Genomic DNA, 23,840 nt, shown 5'->3' on the forward strand with positions numbered 1-23,840 from the left:
GAGAAGGAGCTGCGCTTCGCCGTTCGCGAGGGCGGCCGCACGGTGGGCGCCGGCGTCGTGGCGGAGATCATCGAGTAGCAGGTTGTTGCTCTACCGGCTCCCTGGGCCCCCCCTACCTGGGAGATTTCAGGGAGCCGGTGGAAATCATGTTGCATACCCCCGGGGCGGGATGGTAATCACCGCGCCCCTTCGTTCTGAAGAAACGGCTCTGTGACAACCAGGGGACGTCGGTCGTACACGCCTCCCGAGGCAGAGGCAGGGTCCGTTCTAAGAGGTTCTTGCGAATGGCGACACAGAAGATCCGCATCCGGCTGAAGGCGTACGACTCGAAGCTCCTGGACCAGAGCGCGGGGGAGATCGTCGAGACGGCCAAGCGCACGGGCGCCAAGGTGGCCGGTCCGATCCCCCTGCCTACGCGCATCAACAAGTTCACGGTGCTGCGGTCTCCGCACGTGGACAAGAAGAGCCGCGAGCAGTTCGAGATCCGCACGCACAAGCGCCTGCTCGACATCCTCGAGCCCACGCAGCAGACGCTGGATGCGCTCATGAAGCTGGATCTGTCGGCTGGCGTTGACGTCGAGATCAAGTCCTAGGAAGCGGGTGGGCGTCCGAGTGGTTTCACTCCGACCCCCGCGAGGAAAGTGCCATGGCGAAGTTTGACGTTGTCGACCTGGATTTGAAGAAGGTGTCGGAGATCGAGCTCTCCGACGACGTGTTCGGCGCCGAGCCGAATACCCACCTCTTTTACGAGGTGGCGAAGATGCAGCAGATCAACCGGCGCCGCGGCACGGTCGGGGTGAAGAACACCTCGCTGGTCAGCGGCGGCGGCAAGAAGCCCTGGAAGCAGAAGGGCACCGGCCGCGCCCGCCAGGGCTCCATCCGCGCTTCCCACTGGGTGGGCGGCGGCAAGGCGATGGCCCCCAAGGCGCGCGACTACTTCTACCGCCCGCCCCGCAAGGTGCGCCGCGGCGCCCTGAGGTCCGCGCTCTCCCTGCGCGCCCGCGAGAAGACGCTCATCATCCTGAGCGGCTTCTCCCTGGACGCCCCGAAGAGCAAGCAGGCCTTCGAGGTCCTGACCAAGCGCCTGAAGCTGCAGAACGCGCTGGTCATCGACGACAAGGGCAACACCAACCTGCACCGCAGCGTGCGCAACCTGGCGAAGTTCGACGTGCTGCCTCCCGAGGGCCTGAACCTCGAGGCCGTCCTGCGGCACTCGCACATCGTCCTCACCTCCGCGGCCGCGAAGACCCTCGAGGGGGCGCTGTCATGAATCTCACCGACGTCATCAAGGGCCCGCTCATCACCGAGAAGCTGGACAAGGCCCGCGAGAAGTTCCGCCAGTACTCGTTCATCGTCGACCGCAAGGCCACCAAGCACGACGTGGCCCGCGCGGTGGAGACGCTCTTCAAGGTCACCGTCGAGGGCGTTCGCACCAACGTCGTCCGCGGCAAGGTCAAGCGGGTGGGCCGGAGCATCGGCAAGCGGCCCAACTTCAAGAAGGCGGTCGTCACCCTGAAGCAGGGCGACTCGATCGAGCTCTTCGAGGGAGGGGCGGCCTGACGCTAATGCGTCGCTGCCTGCGAGGAACACACCATGGGCATCAAGAAGTACAAGCCGACTAGCGCGGCCCGCCGTCTGATGACGGTGTCCGACTTCGCGGACATCACCAAGGACTCGCCCGAGAAGAGCCTCACCGAGCCGCTCAAGCGCTCCGGTGGTCGCAACGTCCACGGGCACATCACCCGCCGTCACCAGGGTGGTGGTCACAAGCGCCGCTACCGCGTCATCGACTTCAAGCGTCGTGACAAGGACGGCGTGCCGGCCAAGGTCGCGGCCGTCGAGTACGACCCGAACCGCACCGCCAACATCGCGCTGCTGCACTACGCGGACGGCGACAAGCGCTACATCCTCGCTCCGGTCGGTCTGAGCGTGGGTGACACGGTGTTCGCCGGCGAGACGGCGGACATCCGCCCGGGCAACAGCCTGCCGCTGCAGAACATCCCGGTGGGTACCATCATCCACAACGTGGAGCTGAAGCCGGGCCGTGGCGCCCAGGTCATCCGCTCCGCGGGAACCTCCGGTCAGCTGATGGCGAAGGAGGGCCGCTACGCTCAGGTGCGTATGCCTTCCGGCACCGTCCGCATGGTCCTCATCGAGTGCCGCGCCACCGTGGGCCAGGTGGGCAACATCGAGCACGAGATCATCCGCGTCGGCAAGGCGGGTAAGAGCCGCTGGCTGGGCATCCGTCCCACCGTCCGCGGTCTGGCGATGAACCCTGTCGACCACCCGCACGGTGGTGGTGAGGGTAAGTCCGGTCAGGGTAACCCGCACCCGGTGTCGCCGTGGGGCAAGAAGACCAAGGGCCTCACCACGCGCACCAACAAGCGCACTGACAAGTTCATCGTGAGCGGCCGCCGCCAGGGCGCGCGCAGCCAGTAAGAGGATCGCAAGTCATGGCTCGTTCGATCAAGAAGGGTCCGTTCGTCGACGATTTCCTCGTGAAGAAGATCGAGGACATGATCAAGACGAACAAGAAGACGGTGGTGAAGACGTGGTCGCGGCGCTCCACCATCCTTCCGGAGTTCGTCGGCCACACCTTCGCGGTGCACAACGGGAAGAAGTTCATCCCGGTGTTCGTCACGGAGAACATGGTGGGCCACAAGCTCGGCGAGTTCGCCCCGACGCGTACGTTCGGCGGCCACTCGGCGGAGAAGAAGGTCGCCAAGGCCCCGGGCAAGTAGCCTGGCGCGTTGCCTGAGAGCCTGAGAGGAAGACCATGGAGTCGACTGCACATCTGCGTTTCCTGCGCATGAGCCCCCGCAAGATTTCCACCGTTGCGGCGCTCATCCGGGGCAAGCCCGTCGAGGCGGCCCTCAACATCCTGAAGTTCACCAAGCGCGCGGCGGCCAAGCCGGTGGAGAAGCTCATCAAGAGCGCCGTGGCCAACGCGACGGACAAGTCCAAGGGACAGGTCGACGTGGACACCCTCTACGTGAAGACCATCTCCGTGGACCAGGGCCCCACCCAGCGCCGATTCATGCCGCGCGCCATGGGCCGGGCGACCCCCATCAAGAAGAAGACGGCCCACGTCCACGTGGTGCTGGCCGAGGCGAAGAAGTAGGACCCGTCGGGCCTGCGCCCGGAACGTTCAAGGAGAATTACGTTGGGACAGAAAGTTCATCCGATCGGGTTCCGGCTCGGCGTCATCAAGACCTGGGACTCCAAGTGGTTCGAGCACAAGAACTACGCGCAGTGGCTCCATGAGGACATTCGCATCCGCGAGTTCGTCAAGAAGTCGCTGAACCACGCGGGCGTCTCCAAGGTGGAGATCGAGCGCGCGGCCAACAAGGTCAAGGTCAACGTCCACACCGCGCGGCCGGGCATCGTCATCGGCAAGCGCGGCGCGGGCATCGAGACGGTGAAGAAGGACCTCCAGCAGTTCACGAAGAACGAGGTCTTCCTGAACATCGTCGAGGTCCGCAAGGCCGAGACGGACGCGCAGCTGGTGGCGGAGAACATCGCCACCCAGCTCGAGCGCCGCATCGCCTTCCGCCGTGCCATGAAGAAGGCCCTGCAGACGGCGATGAAGTTCGGCGCCAAGGGCATCCGCGTGGCGTGCTCGGGCCGCCTGGGCGGCGCGGAGATGGCGCGCTACGAGTGGTACCGCGAGGGCCGCGTGCCCCTGCACACCCTGCGCGCGGACATCGACTACGGCTTCGCCGAGGCCAAGACGACCTACGGCAAGATTGGCTGCAAGGTCTGGGTCTGCAAGGGCGAGGTCCTCCCCGGCAAGGGTGGCCAGGCCCCCATGCCCTCCAACCGGTAATCAGCCCACCCGCGCCGGACGTGCCCGTGAGGGCCGTCCGGGGCAGGGCGGCCAAGGACAGCGACGATGCTTCAGCCTGCTCGTACCAAGTACCGCAAGATGCACAAGGGCCGCACTCCGGGCGTCGCCCACCGTGGCAGCGACATGACCTACGGTGAGTACGGCCTGATGAGCCTCCAGCCGGGGTGGATCACCTCCCGGCAGATCGAGGCGGCTCGTATCGCGATGACCCGTCACGTGAAGCGTGGCGGCAAGATCTGGATCCGTATCTTCCCGGACAAGCCCATCACCAAGAAGCCCGCCGAGACCCGTATGGGTACCGGTAAGGGTGGCGTGGAGTACTACGTCGCGGTGGTGAAGCCCGGCCGCATCCTCTACGAAATGGAGGGTATGACGCGCGAGGTGGCCACCGGGGCGCTGAAGCTGGCGCAGGCGAAGCTGCCGGTGCTCACGAAGATCGTGACCCGCGGGGACCTGAGCCTCTAGTAGGCACCGACGCGGCGGGGGGCCGGCCTTCCGGGGACGGCCCTTCGCGCGCATGTGGAGATTGCAATGGCGACTGCGAAGGAACTGAAGGAACTGTCCGCGGAGGACCTGCAGCGGCGCGCGACGGAGCTGCGCGACACGCTGTTCCAGGACCAGCTGAAGCGGCGTACGGGCTCGCTGGACAGCCCGGCCGAGCGCACCCAGCACCGCCGCGACCTGGCCCGCGTGCTGACCGTCCTGACCCAGAAGACGAAGGCGGCGAAGCAGGGCTGAGAAGTAGGACTCCTCCAAGCGCGCTCATGTGGTAGTGAGCGCGCGCGGCCATCCGGGCGGGCGTGCCCGGGTGCATGAGAGATAGTGAGACCGAAGATGGCTGAAGCGACCGAGACGTCGACCCCCCAGACCTCCACCCGTGGCCGTCCCAAGACGCGCGTGGGGATCGTCACCTCCAACAAGATGCAGAAGACGGTGGTCGTCACCGTCCAGCGTCGTGCTCCCCACCCGAAGTACGGGAAGATCATGAGCCTGCGCGAGAAGTACAAGGCGCACGTGGAGGACCACGACTACCCGAAGAAGATCACCATCAACGAGGGTGATCGGGTCCGGATCGCCGAGACCAAGCCCGCCTCGAAGGACAAGCGGTGGCGCGTGGTTGAGGTGCTGGAGAAGAGCAAGAACGTCTAGCACGCATGCCCCTCCGCGCTTGCCGTGAGGCAGCGCGGGTGGACACCGGCGATAGGAGATTCCCAGATGATTCAGATGACGAGCGTGCTCGACGTGGCGGACAACTCGGGCGCGAAGAAGGTGTTCTGCATCAAGGTGCTCGGTGGTTCGAAGCGCAAGTACGCGTCCATCGGCGACGTCATCGTCGTGTCGATTCGCGAGGCGCTGCCCAACTCGAAGGTGAAGAAGGGTGACGTGGCCAAGGCCGTCATCGTCCGCACCAAGCGCGAGGTGGGTCGTCCGGACGGCAGCTACATCAAGTTCGATGGCAACTCCGCGGTCCTCATCAACAAGGACATGGAGCCCATTGGCACGCGTATCTTCGGGCCTGTTGCCCGTGAGCTCCGCGCCCGCAAGTTCATGAAGATCATCTCGCTGGCGCCCGAGGTCCTCTGAGAGGACGGCAGGCCGGACGGCGAGCAGCCAGAGAGAGGAAGCCATGCAGAAGCTGAAGGTGGGTGACACGGTCCAGGTCATGGCCGGGGCCGAGGCCTCCGAGAAGAACCCGGCGTCCAAGCGCGGGAAGATCCTGAAGATCGATCGCGAGTCGGAGCGCGTGACGGTCGAGGGGCTGCGCCTGGTCAAGCGGCACATGCGGAAGACGCCGCAGAACCCGGAGGGCGGCATCATCGAGAAGCCCGGCACCATCGCCCTGGCGAACGTCCAGGTGGTGTGTGCCAAGTGCGACAAGCCGACGCGAGTGGGCTTCCGCACCGAGGGTGAGGGTGGCAAGAAGAAGCGGTTCTGCAAGAACTGCGACGCCCTGATTGACTAGGTGTCCGCATTGGTGCATTTATGCGCGCCCTTTGCCCACCCGGGTGGGTGGGTAGGGGGCGTGCAGGCACGGAGGGCCTCGTGGAGCATTCGGGGCCCTCGCGGTGTTTCCAGGTTCCATAGGAAGGACTGATCGAGGCGCTGGGTTCGCGACGGCGCTCCGAAGCAGAGGACAGGACGATGGCTGACGAGAAGAAGGCCGAGCAGAAGGAAAAGAAGGCGAAGCGCGGCAAGAAGGAAGAGGCCAAGAAGGTTGGCTTCGCGGCGAACATCGAGGAAGGCCTCGAGTCCAAGCCGGCGCGCATGAAGGTCCGCTTCTTCAAGGAGGGCGTGCCCGCCCTGATGAAGGAGCTGAACCTGAAGAACCCGATGCAGGTTCCCCGCCTGGAGAAGATCGTCGTCAACATGGGTCTGGGCGAGGCGCTCGCCAACAACAAGATCCTGGAGTCGGCGGTGGACCAGCTCGCGGCGATCACCGGCCAGAAGCCGATCGTCACGCGCGCCCGCAAGTCCATCGCGAACTTCAAGCTGCGCCAGGGGCAGGCCATCGGCGCCGCCGTCACGCTGCGCGGCGACCGCATGTACGAGTTCATGGACCGCCTCATCACCGTGGCGCTGCCGCGCGTGCGTGACTTCAAGGGCGTGTCCCCGAAGGCGTTCGACGGGAAGGGCAACTACACGCTCGGTGTGCGCGAGCAGATCATCTTCCCTGAGATCAACTACGACCAGATCGAGAAGGTGAAGGGGCTCAACATCAGCTTCGTCACCACCGCGGCCAACGACGAGCACGGGTTGGCGCTGATGCGTCACTTCGGCATGCCGTTCCGCCAGTAAGCCTCGAGCCAAGGACCCAAGAATCATGGCCAAGCTCTCCAAGATTGCCCAGGCAAAGCGCAAGCCGAAGTTCGCCGTGCGCCAGTACAACCGCTGCCCGCTGTGCGGCCGGCCGCGCGCGTTCCTCCGCAAGTTCAAGATGTGCCGCATCTGCCTGCGCAACCGCGCCCTGCGCGGTGAGATCACCGGCGTCACCAAGTCGTCCTGGTAGCCGGAAGGGCAGGGCGCCTGGCGGGCCCGTGAGGGCAGGCTGGCGCCCTGGGCGTGCTCCGGGAGGAGCCCGCGAAAGCAGTTCCGCTGTACGAAGTGGCAGCCACCGCGAACCCCCGGGATGGGCCCGGCAGGCGCGGCGGTTGCGAACGCGGGGCGCCCGTGAAGGGGCCCCGCCTTGGAAGGTACTCCATGCCGGTCAATGATCCCGTCGGCGACATGCTGACCCGCCTGCGCAACGCGTCGCGTGCGCGGCACGACAAGGTCGTCATCCCCCACTCGAAGCTCAAGCTCGAGATCATCAAGGTCCTCAAGGACGAGGGCTACATCGGCGACTTCACGGTGCACGAGGTCAAGCCGCAGAACGAGATCACGGTCCAGATGAAGTACGGACCGGACCGCGCCCCGGCCATCACCGGCATCCGCCGCGTGTCCAAGCCGGGCCTGCGCCGCTACGTGTCGTCGCGCGAGATTCCGCAGGTGCTGGGTGGCCTGGGCATCTCCGTCCTTTCCACCTCGCGCGGCATCATGGTGGACTCCGAGGCCCGCAAGCAGAAGGTGGGCGGCGAGCTGCTCTGCACCGTCTACTAGCCAGCCGCCCAGGCGTGGCGCTCCGCGAGGAAGCGCCCCCCGGGCAGACAGGACCGAGGCAACCATGAGTCGGATTGGAAAACTGGCAATCAAGCTCGGCGACAAGACGAAGGCCGTCGTCGCCGGCCAGCAGGTGAACTTCGAGGGCCCCAAGGGCAAGCTGTCCGTGAAGCTGCCCGCTCACGTCAAGGTGGAGGTCAAGGAAGGGCAGATCACCGTGCAGCGCGCGGATGACTCGCGCGAGGCGCGCAGCCTGCACGGCCTGACCCGCACCATCCTCGCAAACGCCGCCAAGGGCGTGTCCACGGGCTTCGAGAAGAAGCTGGACATCCGCGGCGTCGGTTTCCGCGCCGAGGTGAAGGGCAAGGCCATCCACTTCGCGCTGGGCTACTCCCACCCGGTGGTGTTCAACCTGCCGGAGGGCGTGACGGCCGAGGTGGACAAGGCGTCCCGTACCGAGGACAGCCTGCCCACGCTGGGTCTGACGCTCCGCTCTGCGGACAAGGAAGTGCTGGGTGCCACGGCGGTGAACATCCGCTCGCTGCGCCCGCCCGAGCCCTACAAGGGCAAGGGCATCAAGTACTCCGAGGAGCGCATCCGCCGTAAGGAGGGCAAGACCGGTACGACCTAGTCGTCCCGGCTGTCCTGAGTGTTCCAAACCCCGCCGGGCCCTGGGGGCCTGGCGGCATCATCCGGCGGCGGAAGGCCGCATCGCCGCCGGACGGAAAAGGAAGCAGCCATGGCTACGAAGATCGATCAGCGCCTCAAGAGGAAGAACCGCATCCGCAAGAAGCTGTCGGGAACGACGGAGCGGCCGCGGCTCACCGTGTACAAGAGCCTCAAGCACATCTACGCGCAGGTGGTGGACGACTCCACGGGCCGCACGCTCGCGTTTGCCTCGTCGCTGTCCAAGGACCTGAAGGGCCAGGACGAGGGCGACAAGAAGGCGGACGCGAAGCGGGTTGGCACCCTGATTGCGCAGAAGTGCAAGGCCGCCAACGTCGAGGCGGTGGTGTTCGACCGCAACGGCTTCCCCTATCACGGGCGCATCGCCGCCGTGGCCGACGCCGCGCGCGAGGCCGGGCTGAAGTTCTAAGAAAGGAATCCCCCAAGTGGCAACTCCGATCAATCCGAACGATCTGGACCTCACCGACCGCGTGGTGAACATCAACCGCGTGGCGAAGGTCGTGAAGGGCGGCCGTCGCTTCTCGTTCGCCGCCCTCGTGGTGGTGGGGGACGGCGCCGGACACGTGGGCGTCGGCCTGGGCAAGGCCAACGAGGTCCCCGAGGCCATCCGCAAGGGTGGCGAGAACGCGAAGAAGAACCTGTTCCGGGTTCCGCTGATGGGTCACACCATTCCGCACGAGGTGCTCGGGCACTTCGGCGCCGGTTGGGTGCTCCTGAAGCCGGCCAGCCAGGGTACGGGCGTCATCGCCGGCGGCGCGGTCCGCGCGGTGCTGGAGGCGGCGGGCATCCGCAACATCCTGACCAAGAGCCAGGGTTCGCGGAATCCGCACAACGTGCTGAAGGCCACGGTGGCGGGCCTGAAGATGCTGCGCAGCGCGGAGCAGGTCTCCCGTCTGCGGGGCAAGGACGTCGAGGCGACGAAGCTCGCCGGCGAGCAGAGGACCTAAACATGGCGCTCAAGGTCAAGCTGGTGAAGAGCTTCGCGGGTGCGTCCGGTGAGATGCTGGACACCATCCGCGGGCTGGGCCTGAAGAAGTTCGGTGAGGAGCGGCTCCTGAAGGACACCCCGGCCGTTCGTGGCATGGTGTTCAAGGTGAAGCACCTGGTCAGCTCGGAGACGGTTTCCGGCGACGCTCCGGCGCCCGCGCGCCGCAAGCCGCGCAAGATCGCTCTGAAGGAGCGCGCGCGCGCGTACCAGGCCAAGCAGGGCAAGGCCTGAGAGGACTGAGACGATGAGCACTCTGCACGATCTGAAGCGTCCGTCGCGCTCGTGGCACCGCAAGAAGCGCGTGGGCCGCGGCCAGGGCAGCGGTCTGGGCAAGACGGCCGGCCGCGGTGGCAAGGGCCAGAAGGCTCGCACCGGCAACATGCGGTTCGAGGGCTTCGAGGGTGGCCAGAGCCCCCTGCAGCGCCGGCTCCCGAAGTTCGGCTTCAACTCGCCCAACCGCACGGTGTACGCGGTGGTGAACCTGGCGGACGTCGAGCAGCACTTCGACGCGGGCGCCACGGTGGACGAGGCCGCGCTGAAGCAGGTGGGCCTGGTGAAGGGCCGCTATGACGGCGTGAAGCTGCTGGCCCAGGGCGGGCTGACCAAGAAGGTCACCGTCCGCGTGAACAAGGCCTCCGAGGCGGCGAAGTCGGCCGTCCAGCAGGCGGGCGGCGCGGTGGAAGAGCTGCCGCTGATGGCCCACAAGCCGGAGTCGGCCGCCAAGGCCCACGCCGGCAAGGGCGTCAAGGCCCCCCGGCAGCCCAAGGCCTGAGCGTGTCTGGCGCGCATCACTTCCGGTGGTGCGCGCCGTTCTGCTTGTGTAGGCTTCTGCGCCCCTTTCCCGTCCGTGGAACAGGGGCGTTTTGTCGTCCTGGAAGAACCCTCACGAAGAGGATGGCTACCCCGTGGCTCTGAACGCCTTCGCCAACGTCTTCCGTATCGCGGAGCTGCGCAGCCGGCTTGCGTATACGCTCCTGCTTCTCGCCGTCTATCGCATCGGCATCTTCATCAACACCCCCGGCGTGGACCGGGCGGCGATGAACGCGTTCATGGACGCCCAGAAGCAATCGGGTGGCCTCGTGTCGCTGTTCAACCTCTTCTCCGGCGGCGCGCTGGAGCAGATGTCCATCTTCGGTCTGGGCATCATGCCGTACGTCAGCGCCTCCATCATCATGCAGCTGCTGGCGGTGGTGGTGCCCAGCCTGGAGCGGCTGCAGAAGGAGGGCGCCGGCGGGCGGCAGAAGATCAACCAGTACACCCGCTACGGCACCATCGTCCTCTCCGTCGTCCAGGGCATCGGCATCTCCCGGTGGCTGGCGTCGCTGGGCCGCTCGGACGGCGGGCAGAGCGGGTTCAACCAGGTGGTCGTCCCGGACGACTCCGTCTGGTTCACCTTCATGACGGTCATCAGCCTGACGGCGGGCACGGCCTTCATCATGTGGCTGGGTGAGCGCATCACCGAGCGCGGCATCGGCAACGGCATCTCGCTCATCATCTTCGCGGGCATCGTCGCCGGCGTGCTCCCGGGCGCCAAGACGCTGCTGGACCTGACGCGGCAGGAGGTCATCGCGGTGGCCGAGGTCCTGGCGCTGCTGGTGTTCATGCTGCTCATCATCGGCGTGGTCGTCTATGTGGAGCGCGGCATGCGGCGCATCCCCATCCAGTACGCCAAGCGCATGGCGGGGCGGCGGATGTTCGCGGGCCAGGCCACCTACTTCCCGATGAAGGTGAACACCTCGGGCGTGATTCCGCCCATCTTCGCGGGCGCGGTGCTGTCCTTCCCGACCACGCTGGGCACGTGGTTCCCGTTCCTCCAGGACTTCCAGCGCGCCCTCGAGGGCAACCTGTGGGTCTACAACGGGCTCTTCGTCCTCCTGGTCATCTTCTTCGCCTACTTCTACACGGCGCTGACCTTCCGCCCGGATGACGTCGCGGACAACATCAAGAAGCAGGGTGGCTACATCCCCGGCATCCGTCCGGGCCGCCAGACGGCGGAGTTCATCGAGCGCGTGCTCAACCGGCTCACCTTTGGCGGCGCAATCTATCTGGCCGTCATCTGCGTGATTCCGTCCGTCATCACCGGCCTGCTGGGGGTGCGGTTCACCTTCGGCGGCACGGCGCTGCTCATCGTGGTGGGCGTGGCGCTGGACACGGTGCAGCAGATCGAGGGCCATCTCATCAGCCGCAACTACGAGGGCTTCGCCGGTCCCCGCGGTCCGCGCATCCGCGGCCGGGTGCGCGTGGCGGCCTGAGTCACGGCGGGTGAGTTCCGGGCGCCTCTCCCCGTCGTGGGGAGGGGCGCCTCGTATTTCCAGGGCAATGTCGTTCAAGGGTTTTCGGTGGTGCACAAGGGGGGCGCTCGGGGGTTTGTGGCCGATGACTTCCGTGCCTTCCTTCGGAGCTGAGAGGAGCACATGAACCTGATCCTGTTGGGGCCGCCGAACGCGGGGAAGGGCACCCAGGCGAAGAAGCTGTACGCGGACTTCCACATCCCGCAGATCTCCACCGGTGACATCCTCCGCAAGGCGGTGGCGGACGGAACGGAGCTGGGGAAGGTCGCGGGTCCGCTGATGGCCGCGGGGCAGTATGTGCCCGACGACGTCGTCATCGGCATCGTGGAGGAGCGCCTGAAGCAGGCGGACGTGGCCAGGGGCTTCGTGCTGGATGGCTTCCCGCGGACGCCCGGCCAGGCCGAGGCGCTGGACCGGATGCTGGCGCGGCTGGGGAAGCAGCTCGACGCCGTCATCTCCCTGGAGGTTCCGCACGCCAAACTGGTGGAGCGCGGCTCGGGCCGGCGCGTGTGCCCCAATGACGGCAGCGTCTACCACGTGTACCAGAGCCCCCCGAAGCGGGCGGGCTACTGCGACAAGTGCAACGCGGGGCTCGTCCAGCGGCCGGATGACATGCCGGACGTCATCGAGAAGCGCCTGCAGAAGTACGACGCGGAGACGGCGCCCCTGAAGGCGTTCTACGCGAAGAAGGGCGTGCTCAAGAGCGTGGACGGTGTGGGCTCTCCCGAGGGCATCTACGAGGAGATCAAGGCCGCCGCCGGCAAGGGCTGAGCGGAGGGCGGGCAGGCGGGCGGGGAGGGGGCGCTTGCGGTGCCCCCGGCCACTGGCCACCCGTTCTGCTGGGCCCGCGGTGGCCCGGGGTACCCATGAGCGTGGAGATCAAGAGCCAGGACGAGATCGCCCTCATGCGCCAGGCAGGGCGCATCGTGTGCGAGGTCCTGGACGCGCTCGAGCAGGCCGTGGTGCCCGGTGTCACCACCTGGGAGCTGGATGCCCTGGCGGCGAAGCTCACCGCCGAGAAGGGCGCGAAGCCGGCCTTCAAGGGGTACCTCGGGTTTCCCTGCGTGCTGTGTGCCTCCGTCAACGAGGAGGTGGTGCACGGCATCCCCAGCAAGCGGAAGAAGCTGGCCGAGGGCGACCTGATGAAGCTCGACTTCGGCGTCGTGTACCGGGGATGGTACGGGGACTCGGCGAGGACGGTGCCGGTGGGGAAGGTGAGCCCGGAGGCCCGGGCACTGGTGGAGGCGACGCGGGAATCGCTCCACAAGGCCATCCAGGCCATGCGGCCGGGCAACCGCATCGGGGATATCGGGTACGCGGTGCAGCGGCACGTGGAGGCCCGGGGATATTCGGTGGCCCGGGGGTTCACCGGGCATGGCATCGGCCGTAGGCTCCACGAGCAGCCGGAGGTGCCCAACCATGGCCAGGCGGGTTCGGGGATGAAGCTCCGCCCGGGCATGGTCCTGGCGGTCGAGCCGATGGTGAACCAGGGCACCGACGAGGTGGAACTCCTGGAGGATGAGTGGACGGCGGTGACGGCGGACGGCAAGCTGTCCGCCCACTTCGAGCACACCATCCTCATCACGGACCACGGCCCGGAAGTGCTCACCCGGAGGGCTTGAGGGTTGCCGGGACTGCGGGTGAAATAGTCAGGTGTTATGGGGGGTTGGTAGAAATCCGAGTTTTACTGTGCGCGGCGCTTGCCACTTGCGGACCAAAGTGCTATCCCGCCGCGCTTCCAAGAGGTACGTGGTCCGGGAAGAGAGTCTGACGCTTGCCGAAGGATGATTCCATCGAAGTCGAGGGGACGGTGATGGAGCCCCTCCCGAACGCGATGTTCCGCGTGGTGCTGGACAACGGCCACAAGGTGCTCGCGCACATTTCGGGCAAGATGAGGATGCACTTCATCCGCATCCTCCCGGGTGACAAGGTGAAGGTCGAGCTGTCTCCCTACGACCTGACGCGCGGTCGGATCACGTACCGGGCGAAGTAGAAGGGTAACCTCCCGCCGAGGGAATGGCGGGTGGCCCGCTGGGCTTTTCTTTAGCTGAGGAAGGAAGTTCGCTCCATGAAGGTTCGGGCGTCCGTCAAGAAGATCTGCGACAAGTGCAAGGTTGTCCGTCGCAAGGGTATCGTTCGCGTCATCTGCGCGTCCAACCCGCGTCACAAGCAGCGCCAGGGCTAGCGGCCAGACGGCCGTTGGTTCCAGACCAACTCCACCTACGAAGGAAGACCGAAGATGGCTCGTATCGCCGGCATCGATCTGCCGCCCAACAAGCGCGCGGTGATCTCGCTCCAGTACATCTACGGGATCGGCAACAAGTCCGCGCATGACATCATCGAGGCTGCGGGCATCGATCCCACCACTCGGACGAAGGACCTCACCGAGGACCAGGCCCGCAAGATCCGCGAGATCATCGAGGCCAGCTACAAGGTGGAGGGCGATCTCCGTCGCGAGATCACCATGAACATCAAGCGGTTGATGGACCTGGGCTGCTACCGCGGCCTCCGTCACCGCAAGGGCCTGCCGGTGCGTGGCCAGCGGACCCACACCAACGCGCGCACCCGCAAGGGCCCGAAGCGCGGCATCGTCCGGGCGAAGCCTGCCGCTCCGGCCCGGTAAACCCTGCGCCGGCTTCTTCATGAGCCGGCGTCGATCACCTCTCAGGAGCAGCAATCCCCATGGCTGAAGAGACCAATACTGCGGCGCCCGCGGGAACCGAGGGCGAGGCCCCTGCCGCGAAGAAGGCCAAGCGCAAGGGCAAGAAGAACATCCTCAACGGCGTGGTCCACATCCAGTCCACGTTCAACAACACCATCATCACGATCACGGACGTGTCCGGGAACGTGATCTCCTGGTCGTCCGCCGGGGCCCGTGGCTTCAAGGGAAGCCGCAAGTCCACCCCGTTCGCGGCCCAGGTCGCCGCCGGCGACGCCGCGGCCAAGGCGATGGAGCACGGCCTGAAGAACGTGTCCGTGTTCGTGAAGGGCCCGGGCGCGGGTCGCGAGTCGGCGCTGCGCGCGCTGGCCGCCGCTGGCCTGAAGATCAACCTCATCCGCGACGTGACGCCCATCCCGCACAACGGGTGCCGTCAGCCCAAGCGCCGCCGCGTCTAACCTCTTCGTCCGGGCCGCCTCCGCGTGCTTCGCGCGCGTGGGCGGCTCCAGATCACCTTTAAGGAGCTTTCAGTGGCCCGTTACACCGCTAGCGCCTGCCGCATCTGCCGGCGCGAGAACCTGAAGATGTACCTGAAGGGCGACCGTTGCTACACGGACAAGTGCGCCATCGAGCGTCGCCCCTATCCCCCGGGTCAGCACGGCCAGGGCCGCGTGAAGTTCTCCGGCTACGGCGTGCAGCTGCGCGAGAAGCAGAAGGTCAAGCGCATGTACGGCCTGCTGGAGAACCAGTTCCGCGGCTACTACCACCGCGCGTCCGCCGCCAAGGGCAAGACGGGTGAGAACCTGCTCCAGCAGCTCGAGCTCCGTCTGGACAACGTGGTGTTCCGCATGGGCTTCGCGGATACCCGCAACGAGGCGCGCCAGCTCGTGCGCCACGGCCACTTCCAGGTGAACGGCCGCAAGGTCAACATCCCGTCCTTCTCGGTCAAACCGGGCAGCTCGGTGGAGGTGGTGGAGAAGAGCCGCAAGGTGCTCCGCATCTCCGAGGCGCTGGAGACGGTGGACCGCCGTGGCGTTCCGCAGTGGATCTCCCTGGACAAGAAGGCCTTCAAGGGCACCGTCACCACGGCCCCGAACCGTGAGGACCTGACCATGCCCATCCAGGAGCAGCTCATCGTGGAGCTCTACTCCAAGTAGTCTCCGCCGCCGGCCGGCCTCATACGGCCTGGACGTGGCAGTGGACGCCCTGGCCGACGAGGCCGGGGCGTCGTGCTTTATCGCAGGTGCTTCACCGCAGTCCCGCGTGCCCATCCTCCCACCGTCCTGGTGGGTAAGTCGGTGGTGGCGCACGATTCGAGGAGTCGTACACCATGGCAGATACGTTCGTTGCGAAGAACTGGCGTGACCTCATCAAGCCGCGCCGCATGGAGGTGGACCAGGACAGCCTGACGCCCACCTACGGCAAGTTCGTCGCCGAGCCGCTGGAGCGCGGCTTCGGCACCACGCTGGGCAACTCGCTGCGCCGCGTGCTCCTGTCGTCGCTGCAGGGCGCGGCCATCACCTCGGTGAAGATCGAGGGCGTGGACCACGAGTTCACCACCATCCCCGAGGTGTCCGAGGACGTCACGGACGTCGTGCTGAACCTGAAGGAGGTCCTCCTTCGGATGCACACGAACGAGACGAAGACGCTCCGCATCGAGGCGGAGGGTCCCAAGGAGGTCAAGGCCGGTGACATCATCACCGACCCGGACACGGAGATCCTCAACCCGGGCCACCACATCTGCACCATCTCCGAGGGTGGCAAGCTCCGCATGGAGCTGACGTGCCGCCGCGGCCGTGGCTACACCCCGGCCACGGTGAACAAGGTGGCGGGCTCGCCCATCGGCACCATCCCCATCGACTCGCTGTTCTCGCCCATCCGCAAGGTGAACTACCAGGTCACCAACGCGCGCGTCGGCCAGGTCACGGACTACGACAAGCTGTCGCTCGAGGTCTGGACGGACGGCTCGGTGTCCCCGCAGGACGCGGTGGCCTACGCGGCGAAGATCATCAAGGAGCAGCTGACGGTCTTCGTGAACTTCGACGAGACGGAGGAGCCCGTCATCGCCGAGGCGCCGAAGGAGGAGGCGAAGCTCAACGAGAACCTGTTCCGCTCGGTGGATGAGCTGGAGCTGTCGGTCCGTTCGGCCAACTGCCTGCAGCAGGCGAACATCAAGACCATCGGCGACCTGGTGCAGCGCACCGAGGCCGAGATGCTCAAGACGAAGAACTTCGGCCGCAAGTCCCTGAAGGAGATCAAGGAGATCCTCGCGGAGATGGGCCTGTCGCTGGGCATGAAGCTGGAGAACTGGCCGCCGAAGCAGGCGCCGGCGCCCGCGCAGCCGAAGGCGTAGTGTTTCACGCAGCACCTCTCCTCGGGTCGCGGGCACGGCGGTCAGCGGCGCGAGGGGAGGGGGCCCGGGACGTCTTCCGGGCCCGAATGGCAGTGGCGGGCCCCGTGCCGGGTCCGCCCTTCCCACCCGGTACCTGATACGGCCGGAGTGGTTGGGCCCTGACGGGCCCGGAGCACGACGATGCGTCACAAGGTCGGACAGAGGAAGCTGCACCGCACCACGAGCCACCGGCTCGCGATGCTCAACAACATGGTCACCTCGCTGCTCGAGCACCAGGCCATCCGCACCACGGTCCCCAAGGCCAAGGAGGCCCGGAAGATCGCGGAGCGCATCATCACGCTCGGCAAGAAGGGTGGCCTGTCCAACGTGCGGCTCGCGGCCCGGACGGTGAAGGACCGGGACGTGCTGCAGAAGGTCTTCGGCGAGTACAAGGAGCGGTACGCCAACCGCCCGGGTGGCTACACCCGCATGATCCGCCTCGGCTTCCGTCGCGGTGACGCCGCGGAGATGGTGCTGCTGGAGCTGGTGGATCGCCCCGTGGCGCAGCCGGCCAAGGCCGCGACCGAGGGTGGCGAGGCCGCCGCCGAGGGTGAGAAGACCGAGTAGTGGTTCCGCTTTCCGCGCCCCTTCGTGAGGAGGGGCCGGGGGCAACGCGAGGGCGCTCTTCCGACGAGGGAGGGCGCCCTTCGTGTTTCCAGCCGCTACCGCTTGCCCTGGAGGCGCTCCCACTCCTTGCGGAGGTCCTCCGTCAGGTCCGCGCTGTCGTTCCGGCTGCGCATCCGGAGCGAGGTGAAGCGCAGGTCCGCGGGCGCCGCGCCGGTGGTGCCCATGAGCTGCTTGGGGGTGAGCGTCATGAACTCCCCGGGCGCCACGGACGGCACCGCCGCCTGGTACTGCTCGTTCACCGTGACGACGATGTCCTGCCAGGGCTCGTCGCTCTCGTTCCAGATGGTGAGGGAGGGCCGGTCCAGCTTGTCGCTGAGGACCAGGCGCGCGTCCATGTCACCCGTCTGCACGCTGCTGCCGGGGCAGGCGATGGCGAAGCTGGCCGCCGACATCACCAGCCAGCCTGCGACGATGGAGGCCTTGTACTTGAAGTACCGATCCCGCTGGCGGAAGTCCGCCACGAACTCCTTCAGCACGGAGACGGCGTTGAGGAGCTGGTTGGAGGCCTCGCCCGCGAGGCGCTTGCCCAGGGGGCCCTCCACCTTCTCCTTCTGCAGGGGCTCGGCCCGCGCGGCCGTCATGACGCGCATCCCCGTGGGGTTGGTGGGCGTGCGCGGCATGCCGGGCGTGGACGGTGCGCGGGGCATGCCCGGGCTGGTCGGCGTCCTCGGCTGCGTGCCGGGGTTGGACGCTGTCCGCGGAGCCTGCGTGCCGGGGGAAGAGGGCTTGCGACCGTCGCTCATCGGACACCGAGTGTAGAGGGCAGGGCCCGCCGGTGGCTACTGCGCCTTGAGTTGCTGCAGGGCCCGGGAGGCCACCGCGTTCTCCGGCTGCGCCTCCAGCACCTTGCTCAGCCAGCGTTCCGCCTCCCCGGCCGCCGTCTTCCGCGCCTCCGGTCGGGACGCCTTCAGCGCCTGCTCGGTGAAGAGCAGCCCCAGGCGCAGGGTGAACTCCATGTTCTCAGGGTCCTTTTCGACCACGTACCGCAGCTCCCGCTCGGCGGCGGGGTAGTCGCCCTCGAGCTGGTACACGAGCGCCAGCTTGCCCCTCGGCGGGAGGGCGTCCGGTGCCAGCGACATGGCCACGGCGAAGGCCTCGCGGGCGGCGCCAAGGTCCCTCCGCTCCAGGTGGAGGTCTCCAAGCTGGAACCAGGCGGCGTCCAGCAGCGGGTGGAGCGCCACGGCCTTCTCGAAGGCGGCCTGGGCCGCGTCCGTGCGCTGGCGGGACAGGTACAGCTCGCCCAGGTACAGGTGGTTCTTCCCGTCCCGGGGGGCGCGCTCGATGGCCTGCTTGAACTCGTCCACCGCGCGCCCGGCGTCGTCCAGGCGCTGGTAGGCCAGCCCCAGCAGCGCATGCACCACCGCCAGGTCCGGGTAGTCCTGGAGGATCTCCTCGAAGGAGAGGATGGCGTGCTGCGGGGCGTCCAGGTCCTTCAGGTAGCGCAGCCCCTCTTCCAGCTTCGCCTCGGCTGTCTTCGGGAAACCGGCGAAGGGGTCGGCGATCTGCTCCATCAGCGCCCGGGCCGTGGCCACCTCGGCGGGGGAGGGGCGGCCGCGCACCACGGCGCCCAGGGCCTCCACCGCGCCGCTGGCCTCGCCCGTGCGGTGCAGCGCCTTGGCCAGTGGCAGGCGCCAGCCGGTGCGCTCCGGGGCCAGCGTGGTGGCGCGGCGCAGCGGCCCCACGGCGGCGGCGTACTGCTCGGACTCCAGCCGCGCGAGGCCGAGACGGTAGTGGTACTCGGCGGTGTCAGGCGACAGGGCGATGGCGCGCTCGAAGGCGGCCACCGTTGGGGCGCCCGCGTCCCGGGCCCGGGAGAAGAGGGCGAGCCCCAGCATGTACTGGTCCACCGCGCGCTCTCCCGCGGCGATGCGCCCCTGCAGCTCCGTAATCCACGCATCCGTCCGGCCCGCCTTCACATGGGCCTCCGTGAGGGAGCGGGCCACGTCCAGGTCCTCCGGCGCCTGGAGGTGCAGCTCCCGCAGCAGCACGACCGCCTTCTCCGGCGGATTCTCCTCCAGGTACGCGCGGGCCCGGGCGCGGGTGTCCGGGGGCCGGCTGCTGGGGGTGGTGGAAGCCGCGGTATGCGTGCAGCCGGTGGCCAGTCCCAGGCCGAGCACGGCGGCACGGACCCAGGGGCGGAAGAGGAATTGACGGGTCGTCTTCACGTTGGGGACGTCTCAGATGGAGGAGGCGCGGGAACGGGTGGTGACGCCCTCGAGGCCGGCGGCGGCGACGGCGTCTTCCACGTCACCCCCCTTGCCCCCGAGCGCCAGGCTGTCCGCGATGATGACCTCACGCACGGCCCGGGCGAGTCCCTCGCGGTCGTCCTCGGCGAAGCCGGTGGTGTCGATGGGCTTGCCCACCTTCACGCGGATGGGGCCGGGGGTGATGTTCCAGGAGTTCTTGGGCATCAGGTTGCCGGAGCCCTCGATGGTGACGGGGCAGACGGGGACGCGGGCCTTGAGGGCCAGGGCGAAGGGGCCCTTCTTGAAGGGGAGGACGCGACCGTCCGGAGAGCGGGTGCCCTCCGGGTAGAGGAAGATGCTCGTTCCGCCGCGGATTTTCTCCGCCGCCGCGTCCAGCGAGGCGATGGCCCTGGAGCGGTTGGTGCGGTTGACGAAGACGTGGCCGGCCAGCGCCAGGTACCAGCCGATGAGCGGCACCCACTTGAGCTGGCTCTTGGCCACGTAGCGGAAGGGCACCGGCACCGCCAGGAAGTGCGCGGGGATGTCGATGGTGGACTGGTGGTTGCCCACGTAGATGGTGGGCCGCATCGGGTCCACGTTCTCCCGGCCGATGACCTCCAGCTTCGCGCCGCCCGCCCACAGCAGCACCGGCGACCAGAGCTCGCGGGCCACCCAGACCGAGTTCGCGGGGTTCAGCGTCAACACCATCGCCAGGATGGCCAGCGGAAAGCAGACCAGCGTCCACACCCCGGCCACGAAAATGCAAAAGAGCTTGCGCATCCCTCAGCCCCCCTCCGCGGGGCCGACGTGACGGGCCGGTAGAAGCCCGGGCCCCCGGGCATGCCCCGCCCATGTTCCTTCCCAGGCGGCCGGGCGGTCGGGCCTACCCTGGAGGGCGGCGGCACCGGGCGCGCGGTGGGCGGGACGGTGGAGGGACATGCACTTCTTCTACCACGTCCCACCTACACGTTGTTTCTGGTGCGCGCCGCTCGGCGGGGTTACAAGCAGGGGTGGCGTGGCCAGGAAAAAGTTCATCGCCATCGCGGGCAACATCGGCGCCGGGAAGACGGAGCTGACGTCCTTCCTCTGCCGGAAGTACGGGCTGACGCCGTCCTTCGAGCCCAACGACCAGAACCCGTATCTGGCCGACTTCTACAAGGACATGAAGACGTGGGCCTTCCGCTCACAGCTCTTCTTCCTCACGCACAAGTTCCGCCTGCACCGGGAGCTCGAGCGCTCGGCCGGCACCGTCCTGCAGGACCGGACCCTCTACGAGGACGCGGAGATCTTCGCCAAGAACCTCCACCGGCAGCGGCTCATCGACAAGCGCGACTGGAAGACGTACTGCGAGCTGTACGAGACCATCTCCGAGTCGCTGCGGCCCCCGGACCTCATGATCTACCTGCGCTGCCCCGTGCAGACGCTGCGCGAGCGCATCCGCCTGCGTGGGCGCGCCATGGAGAAGGACATTCCCACCCGCTACCTGCAGCGCCTCAACGCCCTGTACGAGGAGTGGTTCGACGGCTACCGGCTGTCGCCGGTGCTCGTGCTGGCCACGGACAAGCTCGACTACCTGACCAACCTGGTGGACCGCGTGGACCTGTTCCGCCAGATCGAGAAGCACCTGTGATCGAGGTCTACCTGCTGGCCATCGAGCAGGATGGCCCGGTGCCCATGGAGGCGCTGCGCGCGTCGTTCTCGACGGACGAGGTGGAGTTCACCCCGGACGAGGACGGCCAGGGCTTCTCGCTGAAGGCGGACAGCTCGGACGTCAAGGTGCGGCTGACGGTGGGGGCGGAGCACCTGCCGCGCTTCAGCAAGGAGGTCTTCAGTGGCAGCCCGGAGGCCTTCGAGCGGCTGGGGCGCTCCAAGGCGTTCTACCGGCTGTCGGTGGAGCCGGGCGGGGCGCAGCCCACGCTGCCCGTGTTCGAGGCCCTGTGGGCCGTCCGCACGCTGCTGGAGCACGTGCAGGGCGTGTTGGTGGACGTCACCGCCTTCAAGCTGCACGAGCCGGACGACGTGGTGGAGATCACCGAGCTGGACTTCGACATCCGGGACCACGTCCACCTGCACGCGGTGGAGGTGACGGAGGGCGACACGCCTCTGTGGGTCCACTCGCACGGGATGGAGAAGTTCGGGGCGAGAGACCTGGAGATCTTCCACCTGGCGGAGGACGACCTGCTGGCGGCGGAGAGCTTCCTCCATGAGCTGTGCACCGACCTGGCCTTCGGGCAGGGGCCCGCGCTGCGCACCCAGGTGGGCACCAGCGAGGGACAGAGCTTCATGCTGGTGCCCTCCGAGGAGGCCCGCACCAACCTGCTGGGCGTGCCCCTGGAGACGTTCGAGGGCCACGAGGGCCTCTTCCTCTCCGTGGTATCGCCGCTGGGGCGGCACAACACGTCCCAGCTCCTGGCGCCGTACCGCGAGCGCTTCGAAAAGGAGCCGGAGGAGCAGACGCAGGCCATGCGCCGCGAGGCCCAGGCGCTGCTGCCCGCCTTCCTGGCGCGCTTCCAGCGCAAGGGGCTGATGGAGCCGCTCACCTTCCTGGTGCGTGCCCCCTTCGACACCCACCCGGACGGAAACACGGTGGTGGAGAACCTCTGGCTGGAGGTCATGACCCGCGACGAAGGCAGCGTGGTGGGCAAGCTGGTGGACGGCGCGGTGCACACCACGGAGTGGCGCAAGGGCGCACACGTGGAGGTGGATGAGACCCAGGTGAACGCGCTGGCCATCACCCGGGAAGGCCGGACGCTGGACGAGAAGGAGATCCGTGCGCTGCTGAACGCGGAGCGGCCCATGTAGGGCCACGCGGAGCGCTTGCCCGCGTCCCGGGGGACGATAGGCTCCGCGCCCCATCATGCCCGCACTCCTGCTGCTTACCGGTCCATCCGCGGGGCGCCGTTACGAGGTGCTCACGGAAGCGACGCTCGGCCGCAGCCCGTCGTGTGAAATCCCCCTGGAGGATGATCAGGTCTCGCGCCGTCACGCGCTGATCACCTTCCACGAGGGGCAGGCATGGATTCGAGACCTGCGCTCGCGCAATGGGACGCTCGTCAACGGGGAGCGCATCTCCGGCGAGGTGGCGCTGCAGCCGGGCGACCAGGTCCGCGTGGGCACGACGACGGCCCTCTTCGAGCCTCCGGCGGTGACGCTGGTGGGCGGAGGGCCCTCGGCGCCCGGCCACGTGCCGATTGAAGAGGTGCTGCCGCATGTGGGGACGGCGGCGGCGATGTACTCGGCGGGCACGGCGCTGCTGGGCGCCACCAGCGAGGCCATGGTGCTGCGGCGGCTCGCGGACGAGGTGGCCCACGCCCTCAACGCGGACCGGGCGGCGGCGCTGCTGGGAGGCGGCGCCGGCCAGCTCACTGCCTCGGTGGCGGGCGCGGAGACGCTGACGGTGCCCCGGGACATGGCCCGGGCCGCCCTGGAGCGCAAGGAGCTCGTCCAGGCGGAGGACGCGATGTGCGCGCCGCTGGTGGCCTCGGGGGGCAAGCCCTTCGGCGTGGTGTACGTGACTCGCGCCGAGCCCTCCTTCTCCGCGGGCGAGGGCCAGCTGCTGGCCGCGTTGGGCCGGCTGGGGGGCGAGGCGTACACGGCCGTGCGCTCGCGGGCGGAGGCGGAGGCGCCGGCCCCGGCGCCGGAGGGCACCTCCCGGCCGATGCGGGCCGTGCTGGACGCCGCGAGGCGGGCCGCCGCCAGCGCCGCGCCCGTGGTGGTCCACGGCGAGCCGGGGACGGGGAAGACACTGCTGGCGCGCCTTGTCCACTCTCGCTCGCCCCGGGCACTGGGGCCCGTGGTGACGGTGGACTGCCGGCTGCCCAGGGAGGCCGTGGAGGAGGCCCTGTTCGGCCGGGCCAGCGCGCCGGGGCAGCCTCCGGTGACCTCCGCGTTGCTGCGGGCCGACGGCGGGGCGCTGCTGCTCCAGCACGTGGAGGCGCTGCCCCGTCCCACGGCGGAGCGGCTGGCGCGGCTGCTGGCTCGGAGAGCCGCTCCCGCGCGGCAGGGCGGCGAGGAGCCGGTGGACGTGCGTGTGCTGGCCACCGCGCCGGCGCCGCTGCCGCTGCTGGCCACGCGGGGAGAGGTGGAGGCGTCGCTCGCGCGAGGTCTGGCGGGATTCGAGCTGGAGGTGCCGCCCCTGCGCGACCGGCGGGCGGACGTGCTCACGCTGCTGGAGGGGTTCACCACGCGGGCCGCGCGGCGGGTGCGCAAGGAGCCCCCCACGCTGGGGCCCGAGGCGCGGCGGATGCTCGTGGACTACGCGTGGCCTCAGAACGTGCGCGAGCTGGAGCTGGTAGGGGAGCGGCTCGGCCTGCTGTATGGCGGGAGCCGGGTGGGCGCGCTGCACCTGCCTCCGGAGATACAGGAGGGCGGTGCCGCCTCCGGGCCACAGACGCTGCAGGAGCGCGTGGCCCGGCTGGAGCGCGACGCCATCGCCGAGGCGCTGCGGGAGGCGGGCGGGAAGAAGGTCCGGGCCGCGGCGATGCTCGGCATCAGCCGGCCCACGCTGGACAAGAAAATCGAGGAGTACGGCCTCTCCGTCGAGCGCGGCCGGCGCGGGTGAGTCGG

Annotated in this window: 37 protein-coding genes; 34 read left to right on the forward strand and 3 right to left on the reverse strand. The window is 68.1% G+C overall.

The window, feature by feature from the left end; genetic code table 11:
• The 31 genes from K8638_RS42545 to rplQ form a co-directional block, all read left to right on the forward strand.
• The coding region (locus K8638_RS42545) for a hypothetical protein (protein ID WP_223754080.1) at positions 1-78 on the forward strand (78 nt) is incomplete at its 5' end.
• A gap of 206 nt (positions 79-284) precedes the next feature.
• A complete protein-coding gene (gene rpsJ, locus K8638_RS42550; RefSeq protein WP_002633608.1) occupies positions 285-593 on the forward strand; it encodes a 30S ribosomal protein S10 in 309 nt (102 codons plus the stop codon).
• Between the two features lie 53 nt (positions 594-646).
• Positions 647-1,270 carry a 50S ribosomal protein L4 gene (gene rplD / locus K8638_RS42555; RefSeq protein WP_223760518.1) on the forward strand — a complete coding sequence of 208 codons (624 nt, stop codon included), beginning with the start codon at positions 647-649 and terminating at the stop codon, positions 1,268-1,270.
• On the forward strand, positions 1,267-1,560 hold the full coding sequence (locus tag K8638_RS42560) for a 50S ribosomal protein L23 (protein ID WP_169349368.1): 294 nt from the start codon (positions 1,267-1,269) through the stop codon (positions 1,558-1,560). Before rplD ends, K8638_RS42560 begins: the two co-directional genes overlap by 4 nt.
• Positions 1,561-1,593: 33 nt before the next feature.
• Positions 1,594-2,439, forward strand: a complete 846-nt coding sequence (gene rplB / locus K8638_RS42565; RefSeq protein WP_223760519.1) for a 50S ribosomal protein L2 — start codon at positions 1,594-1,596, stop codon at positions 2,437-2,439.
• 14 nt (positions 2,440-2,453) lie between these two features.
• Positions 2,454-2,741 carry a 30S ribosomal protein S19 gene (rpsS, locus tag K8638_RS42570; RefSeq protein WP_046714300.1) on the forward strand — a complete coding sequence of 96 codons (288 nt, stop codon included), beginning with the start codon at positions 2,454-2,456 and terminating at the stop codon, positions 2,739-2,741.
• A gap of 35 nt (positions 2,742-2,776) precedes the next feature.
• Complete coding sequence (gene rplV, locus K8638_RS42575) at positions 2,777-3,121, forward strand: 50S ribosomal protein L22 (RefSeq protein WP_169349370.1); 345 nt, start codon at positions 2,777-2,779, stop codon at positions 3,119-3,121.
• Between the two features lie 42 nt (positions 3,122-3,163).
• Entirely contained in the window at positions 3,164-3,826 is a 663-nt protein-coding gene (gene rpsC, locus K8638_RS42580; RefSeq protein ID WP_002633602.1) for a 30S ribosomal protein S3, read from the forward strand.
• A gap of 66 nt (positions 3,827-3,892) precedes the next feature.
• Positions 3,893-4,312 carry a 50S ribosomal protein L16 gene (gene rplP / locus K8638_RS42585; protein ID WP_169349372.1) on the forward strand — a complete coding sequence of 140 codons (420 nt, stop codon included), beginning with the start codon at positions 3,893-3,895 and terminating at the stop codon, positions 4,310-4,312.
• Positions 4,313-4,366: 54 nt separating this feature from the next.
• Positions 4,367-4,585, forward strand: a complete 219-nt coding sequence (rpmC, locus tag K8638_RS42590) for a 50S ribosomal protein L29 (protein ID WP_223760520.1) — start codon at positions 4,367-4,369, stop codon at positions 4,583-4,585.
• Between the two features lie 84 nt (positions 4,586-4,669).
• The gene (rpsQ, locus tag K8638_RS42595) at positions 4,670-4,996 is read left to right on the forward strand and encodes a 30S ribosomal protein S17 (RefSeq protein WP_223760521.1); all 327 of its coding nucleotides are present in this window, start codon (positions 4,670-4,672) and stop codon (positions 4,994-4,996) included.
• Between the two features lie 66 nt (positions 4,997-5,062).
• A complete protein-coding gene (gene rplN, locus K8638_RS42600) occupies positions 5,063-5,431 on the forward strand; it encodes a 50S ribosomal protein L14 (RefSeq protein WP_164021706.1) in 369 nt (122 codons plus the stop codon).
• Positions 5,432-5,474: 43 nt separating this feature from the next.
• A complete protein-coding gene (gene rplX, locus K8638_RS42605; RefSeq protein ID WP_223760522.1) occupies positions 5,475-5,810 on the forward strand; it encodes a 50S ribosomal protein L24 in 336 nt (111 codons plus the stop codon).
• A 302-nt stretch (positions 5,811-6,112) separates the two neighbouring features.
• Positions 6,113-6,643, forward strand: a complete 531-nt coding sequence (gene rplE, locus K8638_RS42610; RefSeq protein WP_171818072.1) for a 50S ribosomal protein L5 — start codon at positions 6,113-6,115, stop codon at positions 6,641-6,643.
• Positions 6,644-6,668: 25 nt separating this feature from the next.
• Complete coding sequence (locus K8638_RS42615; protein WP_015350175.1) at positions 6,669-6,854, forward strand: type Z 30S ribosomal protein S14; 186 nt, start codon at positions 6,669-6,671, stop codon at positions 6,852-6,854.
• 191 nt (positions 6,855-7,045) lie between these two features.
• On the forward strand, positions 7,046-7,444 hold the full coding sequence (rpsH, locus tag K8638_RS42620) for a 30S ribosomal protein S8 (RefSeq protein WP_223760523.1): 399 nt from the start codon (positions 7,046-7,048) through the stop codon (positions 7,442-7,444).
• 64 nt (positions 7,445-7,508) lie between these two features.
• Complete coding sequence (gene rplF / locus K8638_RS42625) at positions 7,509-8,075, forward strand: 50S ribosomal protein L6 (protein WP_223760524.1); 567 nt, start codon at positions 7,509-7,511, stop codon at positions 8,073-8,075.
• 108 nt (positions 8,076-8,183) lie between these two features.
• Positions 8,184-8,540: a 50S ribosomal protein L18 gene (gene rplR / locus K8638_RS42630; RefSeq protein WP_223760525.1), complete on the forward strand. Its 357-nt coding sequence runs from the start codon at positions 8,184-8,186 to the stop codon at positions 8,538-8,540.
• Positions 8,541-8,556: 16 nt separating this feature from the next.
• Positions 8,557-9,078, forward strand: a complete 522-nt coding sequence (rpsE, locus tag K8638_RS42635; protein WP_163989304.1) for a 30S ribosomal protein S5 — start codon at positions 8,557-8,559, stop codon at positions 9,076-9,078.
• A 2-nt stretch (positions 9,079-9,080) separates the two neighbouring features.
• The gene (gene rpmD, locus K8638_RS42640) at positions 9,081-9,350 is read left to right on the forward strand and encodes a 50S ribosomal protein L30 (protein WP_223760526.1); all 270 of its coding nucleotides are present in this window, start codon (positions 9,081-9,083) and stop codon (positions 9,348-9,350) included.
• 13 nt (positions 9,351-9,363) lie between these two features.
• On the forward strand, positions 9,364-9,891 hold the full coding sequence (gene rplO / locus K8638_RS42645; protein ID WP_223760527.1) for a 50S ribosomal protein L15: 528 nt from the start codon (positions 9,364-9,366) through the stop codon (positions 9,889-9,891).
• Positions 9,892-10,024: 133 nt separating this feature from the next.
• Positions 10,025-11,371 carry a preprotein translocase subunit SecY gene (gene secY, locus K8638_RS42650; RefSeq protein ID WP_223760528.1) on the forward strand — a complete coding sequence of 449 codons (1,347 nt, stop codon included), beginning with the start codon at positions 10,025-10,027 and terminating at the stop codon, positions 11,369-11,371.
• A 162-nt stretch (positions 11,372-11,533) separates the two neighbouring features.
• Positions 11,534-12,181, forward strand: a complete 648-nt coding sequence (locus tag K8638_RS42655; RefSeq protein WP_223760529.1) for an adenylate kinase — start codon at positions 11,534-11,536, stop codon at positions 12,179-12,181.
• A 95-nt stretch (positions 12,182-12,276) separates the two neighbouring features.
• Complete coding sequence (map, locus tag K8638_RS42660) at positions 12,277-13,032, forward strand: type I methionyl aminopeptidase (protein WP_223760530.1); 756 nt, start codon at positions 12,277-12,279, stop codon at positions 13,030-13,032.
• A 152-nt stretch (positions 13,033-13,184) separates the two neighbouring features.
• Complete coding sequence (gene infA, locus K8638_RS42665) at positions 13,185-13,403, forward strand: translation initiation factor IF-1 (RefSeq protein ID WP_002614803.1); 219 nt, start codon at positions 13,185-13,187, stop codon at positions 13,401-13,403.
• 75 nt (positions 13,404-13,478) lie between these two features.
• The gene (gene rpmJ / locus K8638_RS42670) at positions 13,479-13,595 is read left to right on the forward strand and encodes a 50S ribosomal protein L36 (protein ID WP_002633586.1); all 117 of its coding nucleotides are present in this window, start codon (positions 13,479-13,481) and stop codon (positions 13,593-13,595) included.
• 54 nt (positions 13,596-13,649) lie between these two features.
• A complete protein-coding gene (gene rpsM / locus K8638_RS42675) occupies positions 13,650-14,033 on the forward strand; it encodes a 30S ribosomal protein S13 (RefSeq protein ID WP_223760531.1) in 384 nt (127 codons plus the stop codon).
• A gap of 59 nt (positions 14,034-14,092) precedes the next feature.
• On the forward strand, positions 14,093-14,527 hold the full coding sequence (gene rpsK / locus K8638_RS42680; protein WP_223760532.1) for a 30S ribosomal protein S11: 435 nt from the start codon (positions 14,093-14,095) through the stop codon (positions 14,525-14,527).
• A gap of 72 nt (positions 14,528-14,599) precedes the next feature.
• Positions 14,600-15,226, forward strand: a complete 627-nt coding sequence (rpsD, locus tag K8638_RS42685; protein ID WP_223760533.1) for a 30S ribosomal protein S4 — start codon at positions 14,600-14,602, stop codon at positions 15,224-15,226.
• A 173-nt stretch (positions 15,227-15,399) separates the two neighbouring features.
• Positions 15,400-16,422: a DNA-directed RNA polymerase subunit alpha gene (locus K8638_RS42690; RefSeq protein WP_223760534.1), complete on the forward strand. Its 1,023-nt coding sequence runs from the start codon at positions 15,400-15,402 to the stop codon at positions 16,420-16,422.
• A 180-nt stretch (positions 16,423-16,602) separates the two neighbouring features.
• Entirely contained in the window at positions 16,603-17,028 is a 426-nt protein-coding gene (rplQ, locus tag K8638_RS42695) for a 50S ribosomal protein L17 (RefSeq protein ID WP_223760535.1), read from the forward strand.
• A gap of 95 nt (positions 17,029-17,123) precedes the next feature.
• Here the strand turns inward: rplQ and K8638_RS42700 are convergent, their stop codons facing one another.
• The 3 genes from K8638_RS42700 to K8638_RS42710 form a co-directional block, all read right to left on the reverse strand.
• Positions 17,124-17,735 carry a hypothetical protein gene (locus K8638_RS42700; protein WP_223760536.1) on the reverse strand — a complete coding sequence of 204 codons (612 nt, stop codon included), beginning with the start codon at positions 17,733-17,735 and terminating at the stop codon, positions 17,124-17,126.
• Positions 17,736-17,867: 132 nt separating this feature from the next.
• The gene (locus tag K8638_RS42705) at positions 17,868-19,253 is read right to left on the reverse strand and encodes a tetratricopeptide repeat protein (protein WP_223760537.1); all 1,386 of its coding nucleotides are present in this window, start codon (positions 19,251-19,253) and stop codon (positions 17,868-17,870) included.
• A 12-nt stretch (positions 19,254-19,265) separates the two neighbouring features.
• On the reverse strand, positions 19,266-20,054 hold the full coding sequence (locus K8638_RS42710) for a 1-acyl-sn-glycerol-3-phosphate acyltransferase (RefSeq protein WP_223760538.1): 789 nt from the start codon (positions 20,052-20,054) through the stop codon (positions 19,266-19,268).
• A gap of 235 nt (positions 20,055-20,289) precedes the next feature.
• On the opposite strand from K8638_RS42710, the gene K8638_RS42715 reads away from it, so the two are divergent.
• Genes K8638_RS42715 through K8638_RS42725 form a run of 3 tightly spaced genes read left to right on the forward strand, consistent with a single transcriptional unit; the run spans position 20,290 to position 23,835 of the window.
• The gene (locus K8638_RS42715) at positions 20,290-20,904 is read left to right on the forward strand and encodes a deoxynucleoside kinase (protein WP_223760539.1); all 615 of its coding nucleotides are present in this window, start codon (positions 20,290-20,292) and stop codon (positions 20,902-20,904) included.
• A complete protein-coding gene (locus tag K8638_RS42720; protein WP_223760540.1) occupies positions 20,901-22,076 on the forward strand; it encodes a DUF2314 domain-containing protein in 1,176 nt (391 codons plus the stop codon). The genes K8638_RS42715 and K8638_RS42720 overlap by 4 nt, the downstream gene beginning before the upstream one ends.
• Positions 22,077-22,131: 55 nt before the next feature.
• Positions 22,132-23,835: an FHA domain-containing protein gene (locus tag K8638_RS42725; protein ID WP_223760541.1), complete on the forward strand. Its 1,704-nt coding sequence runs from the start codon at positions 22,132-22,134 to the stop codon at positions 23,833-23,835.
• Positions 23,836-23,840 lie beyond the last annotated feature (5 nt).

Source organism: Myxococcus sp. RHSTA-1-4 (assembly GCF_020037125.1).
Classification (GTDB): Bacteria; Myxococcota; Myxococcia; order Myxococcales; family Myxococcaceae; genus Myxococcus.